20 protein-coding genes and 1 pseudogene are annotated in these 14,614 nt (G+C 41.5%); 10 read left to right on the plus strand and 11 right to left on the minus strand.

Going from position 1 to position 14,614, the window contains the following annotated elements; all coding sequences use genetic code 11:
- The 3 genes from O9332_RS13195 to O9332_RS13205 form a co-directional block, all read right to left on the minus strand.
- Positions 1-267: DUF4347 domain-containing protein (locus O9332_RS13195; protein ID WP_288025933.1), on the minus strand; the 267-nt coding region annotated here is incomplete at its 3' end.
- A 348-nt stretch (positions 268-615) separates the two neighbouring features.
- Positions 616-1,023 carry a type II toxin-antitoxin system VapC family toxin gene (locus tag O9332_RS13200; RefSeq protein ID WP_002761361.1) on the minus strand — a complete coding sequence of 136 codons (408 nt, stop codon included), beginning with the start codon at positions 1,021-1,023 and terminating at the stop codon, positions 616-618.
- A gap of 5 nt (positions 1,024-1,028) precedes the next feature.
- On the minus strand, positions 1,029-1,289 hold the full coding sequence (locus O9332_RS13205) for a hypothetical protein (protein ID WP_002733873.1): 261 nt from the start codon (positions 1,287-1,289) through the stop codon (positions 1,029-1,031).
- A 184-nt stretch (positions 1,290-1,473) separates the two neighbouring features.
- On the opposite strand from O9332_RS13205, the gene O9332_RS13210 reads away from it, so the two are divergent.
- Entirely contained in the window at positions 1,474-1,614 is a 141-nt protein-coding gene (locus tag O9332_RS13210; RefSeq protein WP_216628906.1) for a hypothetical protein, read from the plus strand.
- Positions 1,615-1,702: 88 nt separating this feature from the next.
- On the opposite strand, the gene O9332_RS13215 is transcribed toward O9332_RS13210, so the two are convergent.
- The 4 genes and pseudogenes from O9332_RS13215 to O9332_RS28075 all read right to left on the minus strand — a co-directional run.
- Complete coding sequence (locus O9332_RS13215; protein WP_288025936.1) at positions 1,703-2,818, minus strand: TIGR03032 family protein; 1,116 nt, start codon at positions 2,816-2,818, stop codon at positions 1,703-1,705.
- Between the two features lie 313 nt (positions 2,819-3,131).
- On the minus strand, positions 3,132-3,470 hold the full coding sequence (locus O9332_RS13220; RefSeq protein WP_002732736.1) for a XisI protein: 339 nt from the start codon (positions 3,468-3,470) through the stop codon (positions 3,132-3,134).
- Positions 3,455-3,874 (minus strand): element excision factor XisH family protein, encoded by a 420-nt coding sequence (locus O9332_RS13225; protein ID WP_002764234.1) that lies wholly within the window; start codon positions 3,872-3,874, stop codon positions 3,455-3,457. The genes O9332_RS13220 and O9332_RS13225 overlap by 16 nt, the downstream gene beginning before the upstream one ends.
- A gap of 93 nt (positions 3,875-3,967) precedes the next feature.
- Positions 3,968-4,081 (minus strand): annotated as a pseudogene (locus O9332_RS28075) (TIGR03032 family protein); the annotation flags it as partial.
- A 467-nt stretch (positions 4,082-4,548) separates the two neighbouring features.
- Here O9332_RS28075 and chrA point away from each other — a divergent pair.
- A complete protein-coding gene (gene chrA, locus O9332_RS13230; RefSeq protein ID WP_002761363.1) occupies positions 4,549-5,706 on the plus strand; it encodes a chromate efflux transporter in 1,158 nt (385 codons plus the stop codon).
- A 164-nt stretch (positions 5,707-5,870) separates the two neighbouring features.
- On the opposite strand, the gene hisG is transcribed toward chrA, so the two are convergent.
- The 3 genes from hisG to O9332_RS13245 are packed head-to-tail and all read right to left on the minus strand — an operon-like array spanning position 5,871 to position 7,445.
- Positions 5,871-6,518 (minus strand): ATP phosphoribosyltransferase, encoded by a 648-nt coding sequence (hisG, locus tag O9332_RS13235; RefSeq protein ID WP_002761364.1) that lies wholly within the window; start codon positions 6,516-6,518, stop codon positions 5,871-5,873.
- Positions 6,439-6,705: a hypothetical protein gene (locus O9332_RS13240; RefSeq protein ID WP_196219856.1), complete on the minus strand. Its 267-nt coding sequence runs from the start codon at positions 6,703-6,705 to the stop codon at positions 6,439-6,441. The genes hisG and O9332_RS13240 overlap by 80 nt, the downstream gene beginning before the upstream one ends.
- Positions 6,702-7,445, minus strand: coding sequence for an HAD family hydrolase (locus O9332_RS13245; protein ID WP_002761366.1), 744 nt, complete (start codon positions 7,443-7,445; stop codon positions 6,702-6,704). The genes O9332_RS13240 and O9332_RS13245 overlap by 4 nt, the downstream gene beginning before the upstream one ends.
- Before the next feature lie 23 nt (positions 7,446-7,468).
- On the opposite strand from O9332_RS13245, the gene O9332_RS13250 reads away from it, so the two are divergent.
- The gene (locus tag O9332_RS13250) at positions 7,469-7,705 is read left to right on the plus strand and encodes a hypothetical protein (RefSeq protein ID WP_071825082.1); all 237 of its coding nucleotides are present in this window, start codon (positions 7,469-7,471) and stop codon (positions 7,703-7,705) included.
- A gap of 13 nt (positions 7,706-7,718) precedes the next feature.
- On the opposite strand, the gene deoC is transcribed toward O9332_RS13250, so the two are convergent.
- Positions 7,719-8,396 (minus strand): deoxyribose-phosphate aldolase, encoded by a 678-nt coding sequence (deoC, locus tag O9332_RS13255; RefSeq protein ID WP_002761367.1) that lies wholly within the window; start codon positions 8,394-8,396, stop codon positions 7,719-7,721.
- Positions 8,397-8,555: 159 nt separating this feature from the next.
- Between deoC and acnB the strand changes: the two genes are divergently transcribed.
- The 7 genes from acnB to O9332_RS13290 all read left to right on the plus strand — a co-directional run bounded on the left by acnB (position 8,556) and on the right by O9332_RS13290 (position 14,478).
- Positions 8,556-11,165 carry a bifunctional aconitate hydratase 2/2-methylisocitrate dehydratase gene (gene acnB, locus O9332_RS13260; RefSeq protein WP_288025940.1) on the plus strand — a complete coding sequence of 870 codons (2,610 nt, stop codon included), beginning with the start codon at positions 8,556-8,558 and terminating at the stop codon, positions 11,163-11,165.
- A 70-nt stretch (positions 11,166-11,235) separates the two neighbouring features.
- Positions 11,236-11,499 carry a DUF2584 domain-containing protein gene (locus tag O9332_RS13265; RefSeq protein WP_260324577.1) on the plus strand — a complete coding sequence of 88 codons (264 nt, stop codon included), beginning with the start codon at positions 11,236-11,238 and terminating at the stop codon, positions 11,497-11,499.
- A gap of 222 nt (positions 11,500-11,721) precedes the next feature.
- On the plus strand, positions 11,722-12,456 hold the full coding sequence (locus O9332_RS13270; protein WP_288025942.1) for a hypothetical protein: 735 nt from the start codon (positions 11,722-11,724) through the stop codon (positions 12,454-12,456).
- Positions 12,457-12,528: 72 nt separating this feature from the next.
- Positions 12,529-12,705, plus strand: coding sequence for a hypothetical protein (locus O9332_RS13275; RefSeq protein ID WP_002761372.1), 177 nt, complete (start codon positions 12,529-12,531; stop codon positions 12,703-12,705).
- A gap of 99 nt (positions 12,706-12,804) precedes the next feature.
- The gene (locus O9332_RS13280) at positions 12,805-12,948 is read left to right on the plus strand and encodes a hypothetical protein (protein WP_002761373.1); all 144 of its coding nucleotides are present in this window, start codon (positions 12,805-12,807) and stop codon (positions 12,946-12,948) included.
- A 70-nt stretch (positions 12,949-13,018) separates the two neighbouring features.
- Positions 13,019-14,209, plus strand: coding sequence for an AAA family ATPase (locus O9332_RS13285; protein WP_288025945.1), 1,191 nt, complete (start codon positions 13,019-13,021; stop codon positions 14,207-14,209).
- Complete coding sequence (locus tag O9332_RS13290) at positions 14,209-14,478, plus strand: TOPRIM nucleotidyl transferase/hydrolase domain-containing protein (protein ID WP_288025946.1); 270 nt, start codon at positions 14,209-14,211, stop codon at positions 14,476-14,478. The genes O9332_RS13285 and O9332_RS13290 overlap by 1 nt, the downstream gene beginning before the upstream one ends.
- Positions 14,479-14,614 lie beyond the last annotated feature (136 nt).

Genomic DNA, 14,614 nt, shown 5'->3' on the forward strand with positions numbered 1-14,614 from the left:
AATCTGGGGATTTTGTTGTAAAAAAGCGGATATTTGTTCGATTCCGTCTTCGTTGGGAGAGAGAATAACCGTGGCGACTCCAGGGATTACCCCAGCTTGGAGACTTTGATAATCGGTAACACCAGCATCGAGGAAAACTACGGTAGCGGTTAAACGCTGATTTCTCGCACTATTCACCTGATTAGCTTGACTCAAGCCATCAGATTGAGCAAAATTGAACAAAACATCGTCAACAGCAGGAAAGCCCGGCAACAGGGTAGAAGTCATGACGTTAACTGCAAAAGATTAATGCGACTATTTTGTGCAAACAATCGCCAATTTTTCAAGGGGGATATAACAAAAATTTACAGAAAACGGGTTTCTTTAAGAAACCCGTTTTCTAAATAGTTTCTTTGAGAAACCCATTTGGCTCTTCTGGTTTCTGTGTGGAAACGAGGTCTATACTGATAGTTTCTTCGACAAAATAGTCCTAAAAGTGTTGCCCGATAAGCATTTCACGATTACATAAGCAAAAATTATCACACAAAGTCGAGAAGAGCCCCCATTTTCTCAGTTTCGTGGGTTGTTGCAAGATATGCAATCTGAACGACGTTCATAAATTGTATTTTTATTAGTTTATGGGACACAAACAATTCCTAATCCTGCCATTTGACGAATATGATCATCAAAAGCGAATACCTTAAATATTTGTAAACGATGAGCCATAACTAAAATAGAACAATCTGTGTAACTCCATTTTTTATCATTGTACTTACAGAAAGCTTCCCATATTGCCAGATCATCGCTATCTGACACATTGATATAACGATGATCTTCTCTTAGTATTTGACCCACTTGGATTGAGGCTCGACTAGATACCTTGCTCCGAATCCAAGTCACAGTTTCATCGAATACCGATTCCAGAATAATCCAATTATTATGAGGATTTTCTAAGTAATATTTTTGAGCGCTTTCGTGATGAGTTTCAGATTTGACAAAAAAGGCAATTAAAGCAGAAGTATCAACAATAATTTCTTTGTCCACAATTTTTAATAAATAATTTCATCGATGTTTTCAGCGTAGTTAGTTACAACTTGACCCCGATTATCTTGTCCGATAATATATTTAGGCTCAGGTTGGACAATTTCTAAACTTCCACAAAGTTCCCAAGTACGAGTCTTAGTAATATCTGGTAATTCAGCTTGAACATAATTTTCCAAAGCTTTGATAACAATCTCTTGAACCGAGGATTTTTGTTCTTGCAAACGAGATATTAATTCGTCGGGAATTTCGATCAATATTTGAGTCATTGATAAACCTTAGAGATTAACGTTGTTTTACTAACATTATAGCCTGTTTGTGAATTATAACCAAGAGACGCAAATGCAATTACCTGAATCAGTTACCAAAAGGCAACTGTTCACTGATTCAGGTGATTCGCCATAAGTCCAGAAAACGGGTTTCTGAAGATTGTCTCTCAATTACTCCCTCACAATGACAATTTTAGCGGGTCATGGCGAGAAGGCGATGGCCACAAGTCCAGAAAACGGGTTTCTTCAAGAAACCGGTTTTCTAGATATTGATTTTTGCCAAAGACTGCTTAAATTCTGCGAGAGAATTAGCAGTAGCTGCTAATTTTAGTAGCTCTTCTAAGATAGTAGGGTTAGTCATTTTAAGGAGTTGACATGATTTTTTCCTGAATAATAGGGTGAAAATTACAAAATTAAGCCCCTAAAGAAGGCACCATCCAGACGGATTGAGTGCCGTCGAGGTCGGTGTCTGGTCCAATCAGTGCCGGGTTGCGGTAGCCCGGCAGGACGGAGACGGCGAAAACCTCCTCCACGCCGCTATTGAACCAAAAAGTTGCCACCAGTTGACCGGTGGACAGGTTGACGATAGCCAACCCGCACCGCAATTGATTACGCCGCTCATCCAGGGGTAAACCGCCAAAAACCGCCGTTTCCCGCACTTGGGACAACCCGACAAAGGCGTGACCTTCCCAACAGTCTAAACCCCGGGTAAAACCGGGCAATTCGGCGATGATTTCCGTGCTGCCAGTTTGGGGATGCCAACGGTTCAAGGTTCCATAACCGGAATTGAGAAAATAGAGATTACCCTGGTAAAGACGGGGAGAATGGGGCATAGCTAAACCCCGCAAAATCACCTCTCCCCTCGGCACATCAATTAAGCATCCGCCCTGGGCCTTATTCTCTCGCCAGAGGCTTTCCTCGTTGGTTTCCCCCAATGCCGTTACATATACGGGAGTGCCGCTATTTTCAGCCATAGCCAAGCCATTGAGGTGGCAGCGGTCTCCGGGGACTAACTCGGTAATAAAGGGCGGTTTCCACTGGGGGAGAAAACTCCAATTTCCTTCGATGGTTGCCAGACAGTTAAATAGGGTATTGACCACCCAAAGGCGATTACTGCCAAAAGCCAAATCATGACCCATAATCGGACCGGTGAGGTGAGAAGAACGAGCTAAAAAGGCGATATCCTGTTCCCCTTCGGGTTTAATCTGGGGGGCAATCTCTCGATTAGCGGGTAAATTCCAAATTGCCTGACGAGCGCCCACAGCAATTCCGGTAGCGGTTCGGGTTAAACCCATTGCTTGGTCAAAATGGGCGAAACTCACCCGTATTTGTCCTTGATAAGTGCCAATGCTGGCCACTCGTCCCGCTTGGTAGGTGGAAATCAACACTGAGAGGTCAAGCTGGTTGAGTAATTCCGGCAGATTGAGGCTGTACTCATAATTGACCGGCACTGCTTGGCGCTGAGATGGACTCGCTGCTGGCTCTTGGGTATCTGAAAACTGGTTAGTCTTGGGCGGCAAGCTGTCCATAGAGTTTTTTTTGCATGGATTAGAATCGATTGTGATAATTGATTATTGTCTATGGTTTGTTGACTAACCTTAATAAGGTTTGATCCCCCCTTGCCCCCCTTAATAAGGGGGGTGGTGATGGGTTTCAGTTGGTATTAATGGGGTTCATTATAGACAAATTAATCAATATTATTTATAAAGTTTTCTTAACTTTTTTTGTAGCAAATTTACTTGAACGGTGGTATTAAATACTTATAATTGAGTTTGTCTAAAACACTTTTGCAATTTCAGCTTGTGTATAAAGTTTTATGTATAGATTCAACATTTCTGGTCACTAAGCCACAGCAAATCCCGTATATTTGCGTATTTTAGGATAACGAAAACCCAGGACTATATCTTCTTTGGGAATACCTGCCTCCATCAAATCAGTAGCTATGCCTTCCTCCGTTTCATCACATTGAATCCAGACTTTATCGACAACCAAGCTAAGGTGAATTGGTGTTGCATGGAGATACTTATTACCACTCCAACCGAAATCTAAAACTAGATAATGTCCTCGTTCATCATCAAATATAACCTGAGAAGTGTAACCATCAGGTAAAGTAGCACGATAGTTAGCATGATTCTGGAGAACAGTCTTAATAATACCTTGATATTTTAATCGGGTATCCATTGCACGATTACCTCACTTTCATCATCAAAGACAATTAATTTCACAATCTGATTCTTTAGCAATACCTGCCCTAATTCTATACTAAAAACACTGTTAAAAGTTGGCTGAGATATGGCCAGATAAAGAACTCGCTCAACTTTCATCTCGTTAAGGATTTGACGATACAAGACGTACTGCCCCAAAGCTTGCTGTAAATCCTTTACGTCAGACTGTCCTACAAAGCTTTTCACTTCAACGACAATTTTCCGCAATTCTTTCTCCGCACTGATTAAGCGTTCTGCTCCCAAATCAGCGGATAAACGCTTCTTGCCAATTTGAAGTGGAAAAGGATCGTGAGTGATTGCCCACCCGTCCTTCTCTAAAGCAAGTTTTACAGTGTCGTGGTAAATATCTCTTGCAGACACAAAAATTCAGAGGATAAATACTCTAATCAGCAGTATAGCAAATTTTTCTGTTCTCAAGACCTCTTGTAAAAATCAAAAGACGAGTGCCTACAGCAATTCCGGTAGCAGTTCGGGATAATTGACCGGCACTGCTTGGCGCTGAGATGGACTCGCTGCTGGCTCTTGGGTATCTGAAAACTGGTTAGTGTTAGGCGGCAAGCTGTCCATAGAGTTTTTTGGGCATAGATTAGCATCGATTGTGATAATTGATTATTGTCTATGGTTTGTTGACTAACCTTAATAAGGTTTGATCCCCCCTTGCCCCCCTTAATAAGGGAGGTGCTGATGGGTTTCAGTTGGTATTAATGGGGTTCATTATAAACAAATTAATCAATATTATTTATAAAGTTTTCTTAACTTTTTTTGTATCAAATTTACTTGAACGGTGGTATTAAATACTTATAATTGAGTTTGTGTAAAAAGCTTTTGCAATTATGGAATTTTGGAATTGACGAGATCTGGCTAAGTAGGTAGGTGTTAAAAGTTGTCAGACACCCCCCTTATCAAGGGGGGGAGGGGGGATCGAACCCAAAATCTATCTTCAATTTAACTATAACTACTTACTTAATAATTTAACTTAAGCTTATTCTTTTGGATATAAACTTGATTCTAGAAAAACTATTGGTAATCAGAAAATGCTGACTTCATCGCCTCCCAATCTCTCGCAACTTGCCCTTTTATTTCTCAAAATCGGCATTATCGGTTTTGGTGGTCCGGCTGCCCATATCGCTTTAATGGAGGAAGAAGTGGTTAAGCGTCGCGGTTGGATGACTAAGGAGCGATTTCTCGATTTGGTGGGGGCCACTAATCTGATTCCTGGTCCTAATTCCACGGAAATGGCCATTCATATCGGTTATATTTTTGGTGGTTTAGCGGGTTTAATAATCACCGGGGTTTGTTTTATTACTCCTGCGGTGTTAATTACGGGTTTTCTAGCTTGGATCTATACTACCTACGGGACTTTACCGGATGTGGCTCCGATTTTTGCGGGGATTAAACCGGTGGTAATTGCGGTGATTTTTCAGGCACTCTGGCGCTTAGGCAAAAAGGCACTGAAAACCCGTCAATTACTCTTCATCGGATTGGGAGTTATCGGATTATTAATCTTAGGTTTAAATGAAGTTATCGCTTTACTGTTAGGCGGAATTATCGGGATGTTTATCCTAAAAAAATTCGCTACTTTCCCCCTGATTGTGGCAGGAATAGGCGGTGCGACGGCGGTTGCTACTCCTAGCAACATCCCACCGACATTAACAGGATTAGGGCTATTTTTCCTCAAGGTGGGTAGTGTTTTATTTGGTAGTGGTTATGTGTTAGTTGCCTTTTTGGAAGGGGATTTAGTGCAGGGGAGAGGATGGTTAACCCAGCAACAATTATTAGATGCTATTGCTGTGGGTCAATTTACCCCCGGTCCGGTATTATCCACAGCCACTTTTATCGGTTATCAAATATTAGGAGTATCGGGGGCAATTGTGGCGACTCTAGCGATTTTCTTTCCTTCTTTTATCTTTGTTTTATTACTTAATCCTCTTATTCCTAAGCTGAGAGAATCGGTTTGGGCGGGTGCTTTTTTAGATGCAATTAATGCTAGTGCCGTGGCTTTAATGGTAGCGGTAATTTTTAATTTAGCTCTAGCTACTTGGTTACAACCCTACGGGAATTTACCTTTTAATTTATTGGCTATCATTCTATCTCTTATTTCTGCTATTCTTTTACTACGTTTTCAGGTTAATTCTACTTGGTTAATTCTTGCTGGTGCGCTTATTGGTTTGCTCTTAAAACAATTAGGTTAGGGGGAAATAAGTAAATGGTTCTAATTAAATAGATTTTGCCTTTAATCCCCTCTTGATCCCTAGGGTTGATTCAAGGTAGGGTTGATTCAAGGTAGGGTTGATTTAAGGTAGGGTTGATTTAAGGTAGGGTTGATTCATGAATCAACCCTACCCTTGATACCCGCTTAATAAGGGGGGTGCTGATTCGTTAAACTGAGCTTTTCTACCCAGTTATAAATCTGATCGCGATTTAGTCTATAGCTTAGAGGATGGGCGATTAATCGAGCGCTACTAGCAAATAATTCGTCAATTTCTACTAAACCATTTTCGCGTAAAGTTCGACCGGTGGACACTAGGTCAACTATCGCTTCTGACATCCCCGTAATCGGGCCTAATTCTACGGAACCATAGAGAGGTATAATCTCGACGGGAATATCTAAACGACGAAAATAATCCTTAGCACAATTGACAAATTTTGAGGCAACTTTACCGTGATGGGGAATGTCTAGAGGACTTTGATAGGGACTATCAGCAGGGACAGCTACTGACATCCGACAATAACCAAATTTTAGGTCAATTAAATTAGCCACATCGGGAGATTTTTCCAATAAAATATCATAACCAGCGATGCCTAATTGTGCCTGACCGTATTCTACATAAACTGGTACATCTGTTGCTCTGACTAATAACGCTTTCGCTTGGTTAGTAGGGTCGGTAATCTGTAATTGGCGATTTTTTGAGTCAAGAAAGGCACTAAAATCTAAGCCAATTTTCTGAAATATTTGGATACTTTCGTTTAGTAAAGCACCCTTCGGTAAGGCAATTGTTAGCATAGAGGGAATTATGAATTGGGAAGTGGGGGAGTGGGGTGTGGGGTGTGGGGTGTAGGGTGTGGGGTGTGGGGTGTAGGGTGTAGGGTGTAGGGTGTGGGGTGTGGGGAGAATAAATAAAAAATAATCTCCTGACTCCTGAATCCTGAATCCTGAATCCTGAATCCTGTCTCCTAACAGCTAAAATCATAACTGATAACTGATAACCGAGATGGCAGTAAGTTCTCTAATGACCACATCAGCTAATTGTAAATCTTGATGGTTTTCCGGTTGCCAACTAATTGCGATCGCTGCTGCTGATTTTGCCTGTTTAGCCATTTCCCAATCGGCCTTAGTGTCCCCTACCATCAGGGTTTTGTCCACTGCGGTCCCCAAAGCTTGACAGGTTTCTTGCAATAATAGGGGATCGGGTTTACTTAAACCTCGATCGCATCCCCGAACAATTTTAATATAATTTAATAGGTGATTTTCCTTGACAAATTGCTCAACTCGTGCTGTGGTATCGGAGGAAAGAATCGCCAATTGTAAACCGGCCGCGTGCAGATAACGAATTACTTCTAAACATTGGGGATAGAGGGGATTTAAGCGGGGGGGAACCTTTTCATCGGCCGCTTGAAAGGATGCTTTTGCGATCGCCATTGCCGTTAACCAATCCCGGCCGGTGGAAGCAATACAACCGGCAGCGGCGATATGATTATCTCTGCGGCTGCCCACTGCCATTAAACCGGCAGGATTGAGACTATTTGTCCCAATACCGAAAGTTTTGGTTAATAAAGACTCTAAACCAGGGATTTGCGATTCAATGGCTTGTATCCGGGCTATAGCTCGATCGTACCAGAAAGCCCGCGAATCCTCTAGCGTACCGTCCTTATCAAAAACAATCCCTTGAATATCTCTAAATTCTCGATTACCACAGCGAATTATCGGCAAATAAACCCCCTTATTTTTATTGAATGTCAGCCATCATTTTAGCTGTCAGGATTCAGGAGACAGGATTCAGGAGACAGGATTCAGGAGACAGGATTCAGGAGACAGGAGACAGGAGACAGGAGATTATTTTTTATTTATTCTCCCCACTACCCCACTACCCCACTACCCCACTACCCTACACCCCACACCCTACACCCCACACCCTACACCCTACACCCCACTTCCCCACACCCCACACCCCACTTTCCTATACCTTTTAAACAGGATTTAGTATTACTCCTCAAAAGCGGCCTTTTGCTGACGGACTAAATCGACACCACGGGAAGTTCCCAGACGGGTGGCTCCGGCCTCAATCAGAGCGAGCGCTTGTTCTAGGGTGCGAATTCCGCCGGATGCTTTAATTCCTACCCGGCCTTTGCTAATTTCCTTGAGAAACTTGACATCGCTAACCGTTGCACCTCCAAACCAGCCGGTACTGGTTTTTAGATAACTCACTCCTGCATCCATGCAAATCTCCGCCGCTAAACGTTTCTCGGTGTCTGTTAGTTGCGAGGTTTCCAGAATCGCTTTTACCGTCTGGCCGGTTTCCTGACAAATACTAGCAATTTCTTGGAATAATTGCTCAGATTTCCCATCTTTTAGCCAACCGAGATTAATAACCACCTCTAACTCCTTAGCGCCATTATCTACAGCTTCTAAAGCCTCATAACGTTTAACTGCGGAGGTAGTGGCCCCTGCGGGAAAACCAATCACGGTAGAAACTAAAGTTTTTTTGCCGTGGAGTAACTGCACAGCTTGCTTAACGGCGGCGGGATAAACGCAGACGGTGGGAAAATGATATTGATCAGCCTGTTGACAGTAAGCCTCTAATTGTTCACTGGTGGCGGTGGGGATGAGGAGAGAATGGTCGATATATTGTGCTAAATCTAGATCAGAATCGGTGATAGCCATTATCTAAGCCTCAATATAGTCAATCGATCGCTATTTTCTCATTTTATGGAAGTCAAACAGCAAAGTCATCTCTCGTTAACCTAGAAATTCAGAGACTAGCAAAAATCCAGTAACCTAGGAAGAAACCGTCACAAGTGAAGACTAGGAGACAATAGACCTATGTTAGAAGCCTATCATCAGCACGTTGCCGACCGAGCGAAATTAGGTATCCCTCCCCTTCCCCTCAATGCTCAACAAACGGCGGAATTATGCGAAATGCTCAAAAATCCGTCCGAAGAACTCAGGGGAGAATTGCTGACCCTGCTGCGTGACCGTGTTCCCCCCGGAGTTGACGAAGCGGCCTACGTTAAAGCGGGATTTTTAACAGGAATTGCCAAAGGTGAAATAAAATCTAGCGTTATCTCCGCTCAGGGTGCGGTTAGCTTACTGGGAACCATGGTAGGTGGTTATAACGTTCATTCTCTGATTGAACTGCTGAAATCCAGAGATATTAATATCGCCGCCGCTGCCGCCAGCGCTTTAAGTAAAACCCTGCTGGTATTCGACGCATTTAACGAGGTTTTGGAATTATCCGACACCAATCCCTATGCTAAACAGGTTATCGATGCTTGGGCCAATGGTGCTTGGTTTATCGCTAAACCGAAACTTGCTAAAGAAATTACCGTCACCGTCTTCAAAGTCCAGGGGGAAACCAATACAGATGACCTATCTCCCGCTCCCCATGCCACCACCCGGCCTGATATTCCCCTCCATGCTTTGGTAATGTTAGAAACCCGTCAACCGGGGTCTTTAGAAACCATTGCCGAATTGAAAAAATTAGGCCATCCGGTCGCCTATGTGGGGGATGTGGTCGGGACTGGTTCCAGCCGAAAATCGGCTATTAACTCGGTTCTCTGGCATATTGGCGATGATATTCCCTTTGTGCCTAATAAACGTGCTGGTGGCTATATTTTAGGCAGTAAAATCGCCCCTATCTTCTTTAACACTGCTGAAGATTCCGGCGCTTTACCGCTTGAATGCGATGTTAGCCAAATGAACACGGGGGATGTGATTAAAATCTATCCCTACGAAGGCAAAATCACCAACGAAGCGGGCGCAACTATTAGCACTTTTAGCCTCAAACCTGAGACAATTCTGGATGAAGTGCGGGCCGGCGGTCGTATTCCCCTCTTAATCGGTCGCAGTCTCACCGATAAAACCCGTCACGCCTTGGGACTTGAGGCTAGTACCCTATTTACCCGTCCAACTATGCCTAGTGACACGGGTAAAGGTTACACCCTAGCGCAAAAAATGGTCGGCAAAGCTTGCGGTTTACCCGGGGTGCGGCCGGGTACTTCCTGTGACCCAATTATGACTACGGTAGGGTCTCAGGATACCACCGGCCCGATGACCAGAGACGAGTTAAAAGAGTTAGCCTGTTTAGGTTTTAGCGCCGATTTAGTCATGCAGAGTTTCTGTCACACGGCAGCCTATCCGAAACCGGTTGATATTCAAACTCATCACCAATTACCGGACTTTTTCTCTACCCGGGGTGGGGTCGCTTTACGTCCGGGAGATGGCATTATTCACTCCTGGTTAAATCGGATGTTATTGCCGGATACGGTGGGGACTGGCGGCGATTCTCATACTCGTTTTCCCCTGGGAATTTCCTTTCCTGCGGGGTCGGGTTTAGTGGCATTTGCGGCCGCTTTGGGAGTAATGCCTTTGGATATGCCGGAATCGGTTTTAGTGCGTTTTACGGGGGAATTACAACCAGGTGTAACTCTGCGCGATATTGTTAATGCTATTCCCTACGTTGCCATGCAAGAAGGCAAATTAACCGTGGAAAAACAGAACAAAAAAAATGTTTTTAACGGTCGTATTATGGAGATGGAAGGGCTGCCGGATTTGAAATTAGAACAGGCTTTTGAGTTAACCGATGCCACGGCGGAACGTTCCTGTGCCGGTTGTACGATTAAGTTAAGTACCGAGACAGTGGCGGAATATTTACGCTCTAATGTGGCCCTGTTAAAGAATATGGCGGCCCGGGGTTATAGTGATGCCAAAACTATCCTACGTCGGGTAGCAAAAATGGAACAATGGTTAGCTAATCCTGTCCTGATGGAGGCGGATAAGGATGCCGAATATGCGGATATTATCACCGTCAACTTAAGCGAGATTAAAGAACCCATTGTCGCCGCACCCAATGACCCCGATAATATCAAGTTAATGTCGGAATGCGCCGGGGATAAAATTGATGAGGTGTTCATCGGTTCTTGTATGACTAATATCGGCCATTATCGCGCCGCAGCTAAGATATTAGAAGGAGCAGGAGTTGCTAAGGCTAAACTGTGGATTTGTCCCCCCACCCGCATGGATGAAAAACAATTGCGCGATGAGGGAATGTACGGCATTTTTGCCGCTTCTGGGGCGCGTACCGAGATGCCTGGATGTTCCCTTTGTATGGGTAATCAAGCGCGGGTTGAAGACAGAGCGACGGTATTTTCTACCTCGACTCGTAACTTCAATAATCGCATGGGAAAAGATGCGCGAGTCTATCTCGGTTCCGCTGAATTAGCGGCGGTTTGTGCGCTGCTAGGACGCATTCCCACCGTCGAGGAATACCTCGCAATTGTCACCGAGAAAATTAATCCTTTTGCTGGCGATTTATACCGCTATTTGAACTTTAATGAAATCGCTGGTTTTGAGGATGAAGGCCGGGTAATTCCCCTAGAAGATTTACCTAAAATTGAGGATATCTTAGGGATTCCTTCTGGTGTTTTGAGTTAGTATGAAGTTGAGGGTGAGCCATGAAAAGCTCACCTTTTGTTCAGAAAATAAAGAGGTAAAATTTATGGGGATGCCCTGTGAAGTGAATAGTATTTTAAAGTTAAAACCATCTCAAGGTTATCCAGAAAGTTTGGAATTATCTAAACAGTATCAAGGGAGCAAAGAAGATTATAGAATTATTCCTGTTGATGTTCCCATTCCTTTGGTAAATGAACATTGGGTCGCCTACGCAGATGTTATCATTGAAAAATTAGTTTGGGAAAATCGTCAAACAACAGTTTTATTTAGAATTGATAGGATTTATCCAGTCCCTTTTATTGTCAAAGAAACTTGAAATTAGATGAAGGATCAACAACGAATAATTATTGCAAGAATTATTAAGTAGGTAGGCACAATTATTTGTAGGATGGGTTAGCGGTAGCGTAACCCATGCGGGCGTTGGGTTTCATGCTTCAACCCAACCTACGTTCATTTTATATTTAATTCCACCCACCTACTTAAGTATGAATTTGATTATTTTCTCAGAAAATTCAAGCCTTGGGAAAAACTCATATTTTTGTTATACTTAATAGTAGCAATTGTGACAGGTTTAGGGGATGCAAGTTCATTTTTTACAGGAGAGAATAGTCCTATACCTAGGGAATGGAAATTATTAAAAAGTCCTCAAATAGTTACGATTATATCTATTATTATCTTAGGAATTCCTGTTCTACTCTCTCAAACACAGACTGGACAAGATACTGTTGAACTTTTAGAAACAATTCGCTTAAATATTGTGCCAGCAATCAGTAGTTCTTTAGAAGAATTATCTGTTGATATAAAACAAAAATTTAATCTACAGGGCAATATCAGAGTATCCTTGTGGATACCAGTGAGACAAAAGTTATTTACTTGGAATCTCCAAATGGTATGTAAAACTAGCAATGTATCTGATAGGGAACTAGAGGCACTTTTTGAATTAGATGAAGGGGTAATTGGTTACACATACCTGAAGACTATAAGAAAGTATGCTTTGGAGTTTGTTGATATTTCCAATTCTCAGCAATTACCGTCTTCTTATGTCCCTCTCCAAAGAGACAATGAACTCTTAATTAATCCTCATATAAAAATTGTGTTAGCTGTAGCTGCACTGCAAAAAAGTTCTATTCTGGGACTATTAGCTGTTGATAACGATGATAGTGCGGATTTAAGCTCAATGAATGATAGAAATCTGCATAGTAGTATTTTAGACTGGATGACACAATACAATAACGTTGTTAAATTACTCTGGAGAATGAAGAATAATGTCTAGGGTATTGACTAGGTTAAGCAATTGACTCATGATAACAGTAGGGTTAAGACCTAAACCACAGAGGAAACTATTATGTCTGAGTCACTAAAACAACAGAGACAAGCACCTAGTTTAAAGTTAATTGAAATATTAGAAGATGGTAGTGCCAAAACTTTTATCTACGAAGATCCCGAAAAAAAGAGCAAATCCAGCTTTATTGCTCGAATAAAGGCTAAAATACAACAAAAACTCAGACCATCAGCTAATTAGTTCTTATGTATTTGCCAGATCATTTGTACACAAGGGGGTTATCTACCCCCGGATTTGTTTTTATAGTCATGACCGATTAGTTTGATACATTCTAGATACATGAAGCTCTTATCCTGTCTAGTATTAATATTCTCAATCTTAATTGAAATCGCTGGTTTTGAGGATGAAGGCCGGGTAATTCCCCTAGAAGATTTACCTAAAATTGAGGATATATTAGGGATTCCTTCCGGTGTTTTGAGTTAGTATGAAGTTTAGGGTGAGCTATGAAAAGCTCACCTTATTGACGATTTTTGCGACCAAGGAGATTAAAATCATGAAATTAGACCAATTTGAATATATTTCTAATCGAGGCGAACCTAATGAATGGCGAATTGATGGATGTCAGTTAGGCAATATTAATTTAATCGTTGGTAAAAATGCCAGCGGAAAATCAAGAATTGTCAAAAGTATATATAAGCTATCAGAACTATTATCTGGAAGTGAAAAATTTGATCCATCTTTTAGAAAGGATACATGGCATTTATTTTTTGATTGCACCACAAATTGTAAAACAGAATATTTTCTAGAATCAGAAAATGGAGAAGTTCTCCAAGAAAAGCTAATTATTGGTAGCAAGCAACTTTTAGAAAGAAATGAGTCGGCAGAAGGTAGAATTTTTGCCCAAGAACTTAATCAGTATATGCGCTTTCAAACACCTAAAACAGAATTAGCAGTAGTTAAGCGTCGAGATACTATCCAACACCCTTTCTTGGAAGATATTTATAAATGGTCTAGCTCTCTAAGATTCTATGAATTTGGAACACAACTGGGAAAATATACCCTAGCTAAATTGCCGCCAACAACAGTATTAAAAGCTAAAACAGATACTAAAGATTCTGATTATGTTGTTGGAATATTTGTGCTGGGAAAACGAGAACATAGTGAATTCACTCAAAGAATTATTGACGATATGAATAGAATCGGTTATCAAATTGCAAAGATAGAAACTAAAGTACCGAGTTTTTTCAAGTCTAATATTTCGCCTCCTGAAAATTTAGACGAGGATTCAGACAATTTACCCAAGTTTTTGTATGTGCAAGAAGATGGGTTAAAGTCTGTCACGGAACAATCGGAAATATCTCAAGTAATGTTCAGAGCTTTATCATTATTTATTCAGATTAATTACGCTATTTTGTCAGATCAGCCTAGTTGTATTATTATTGATGATATTGGGGAGGGTTTGGATTTTCAACGATCTTCAGCTATAATTAAACTTTTAATTGAGAAGGCGAAAACAGGCTTAGTGCAACTTATCATGACCACTAATGATGAGAATATCATGAACGGTGTTCCTCTTGAATATTGGTCTGTTATCGAACGACAACCGGGAGTCGCTAAATTACATAATTACTCTAATTCTCCCGAACAATTTGAACAGTTTAAACATATTGGACTGAATAACTTTGATTTTTTTGCTAGTGAATACTACTTGCAGGAACCTAATTCAGAGGAGGTGATAGATTGATGTTACAGAAAAAACTAGCGATTTTTGTGGAAGGACAGACCGAAAGAATATTGATAACCAGGTTACTTCAAGAAATTGCAGGATACAAAAAAGTTTCTGTGGAAGTTTATCAAGTGCGCGGGGATAAAGCTAATCGCAAAATTGAACCGCTAAAATCAAATTCTATCGAAGTTGCTCCTTTCTTTATTCTTTTGTACGATTGCGGATGTGATTTTCATGTACTTTCCGATATAAAAAAACAACATGATAGTTTAACTAGGGTTTGCTGAATAATGGTAAAACCCTTTTAAAATAAAGCTTTTGACCTGTTAAAGTCCGATGTTCATGCTGCGAAAATAGGATTGGGACGTTCAAAAACCTTGCATTATCCTTCTTGTAGTACATCGCTTGGTACAAAAAACAAGG

Source organism: Microcystis sp. LE19-10.1B (assembly GCF_027530565.1).
In the GTDB taxonomy this organism is placed as follows: Bacteria; Cyanobacteriota; Cyanobacteriia; order Cyanobacteriales; family Microcystaceae; genus Microcystis; species Microcystis aeruginosa.

Bases quoted from the DNA above. Each gene is read 5' to 3' on its own strand.
- O9332_RS13205 (WP_002733873.1), bottom strand. From the start codon at position 1,289: ATGACTCAAATATTGATCGAAATTCCCGACGAATTAATATCTCGTTTG.
- O9332_RS13210 (WP_216628906.1), top strand. From the start codon at position 1,474: ATGACAATTTTAGCGGGTCATGGCGAGAAGGCGATGGCCACAAGTCCA.
- O9332_RS13215 (WP_288025936.1), bottom strand. From the start codon at position 2,818: ATGGACAGCTTGCCGCCCAAGACTAACCAGTTTTCAGATACCCAAGAG.
- O9332_RS13220 (WP_002732736.1), bottom strand. From the start codon at position 3,470: ATGGATACCCGATTAAAATATCAAGGTATTATTAAGACTGTTCTCCAG.
- chrA (WP_002761363.1), top strand. From the start codon at position 4,549: ATGCTGACTTCATCGCCTCCCAATCTCTCGCAACTTGCCCTTTTATTT.
- hisG (WP_002761364.1), bottom strand. From the start codon at position 6,518: ATGCTAACAATTGCCTTACCGAAGGGTGCTTTACTAAACGAAAGTATC.
- O9332_RS13240 (WP_196219856.1), bottom strand. From the start codon at position 6,705: ATGATTTTAGCTGTTAGGAGACAGGATTCAGGATTCAGGATTCAGGAT.
- O9332_RS13250 (WP_071825082.1), top strand. From the start codon at position 7,469: ATGTCAGCCATCATTTTAGCTGTCAGGATTCAGGAGACAGGATTCAGG.
- deoC (WP_002761367.1), bottom strand. From the start codon at position 8,396: ATGGCTATCACCGATTCTGATCTAGATTTAGCACAATATATCGACCAT.
- acnB (WP_288025940.1), top strand. From the start codon at position 8,556: ATGTTAGAAGCCTATCATCAGCACGTTGCCGACCGAGCGAAATTAGGT.
- O9332_RS13265 (WP_260324577.1), top strand. From the start codon at position 11,236: ATGCCCTGTGAAGTGAATAGTATTTTAAAGTTAAAACCATCTCAAGGT.
- O9332_RS13275 (WP_002761372.1), top strand. From the start codon at position 12,529: ATGTCTGAGTCACTAAAACAACAGAGACAAGCACCTAGTTTAAAGTTA.
- O9332_RS13280 (WP_002761373.1), top strand. From the start codon at position 12,805: ATGAAGCTCTTATCCTGTCTAGTATTAATATTCTCAATCTTAATTGAA.
- O9332_RS13285 (WP_288025945.1), top strand. From the start codon at position 13,019: ATGAAATTAGACCAATTTGAATATATTTCTAATCGAGGCGAACCTAAT.
- O9332_RS13290 (WP_288025946.1), top strand. From the start codon at position 14,209: ATGTTACAGAAAAAACTAGCGATTTTTGTGGAAGGACAGACCGAAAGA.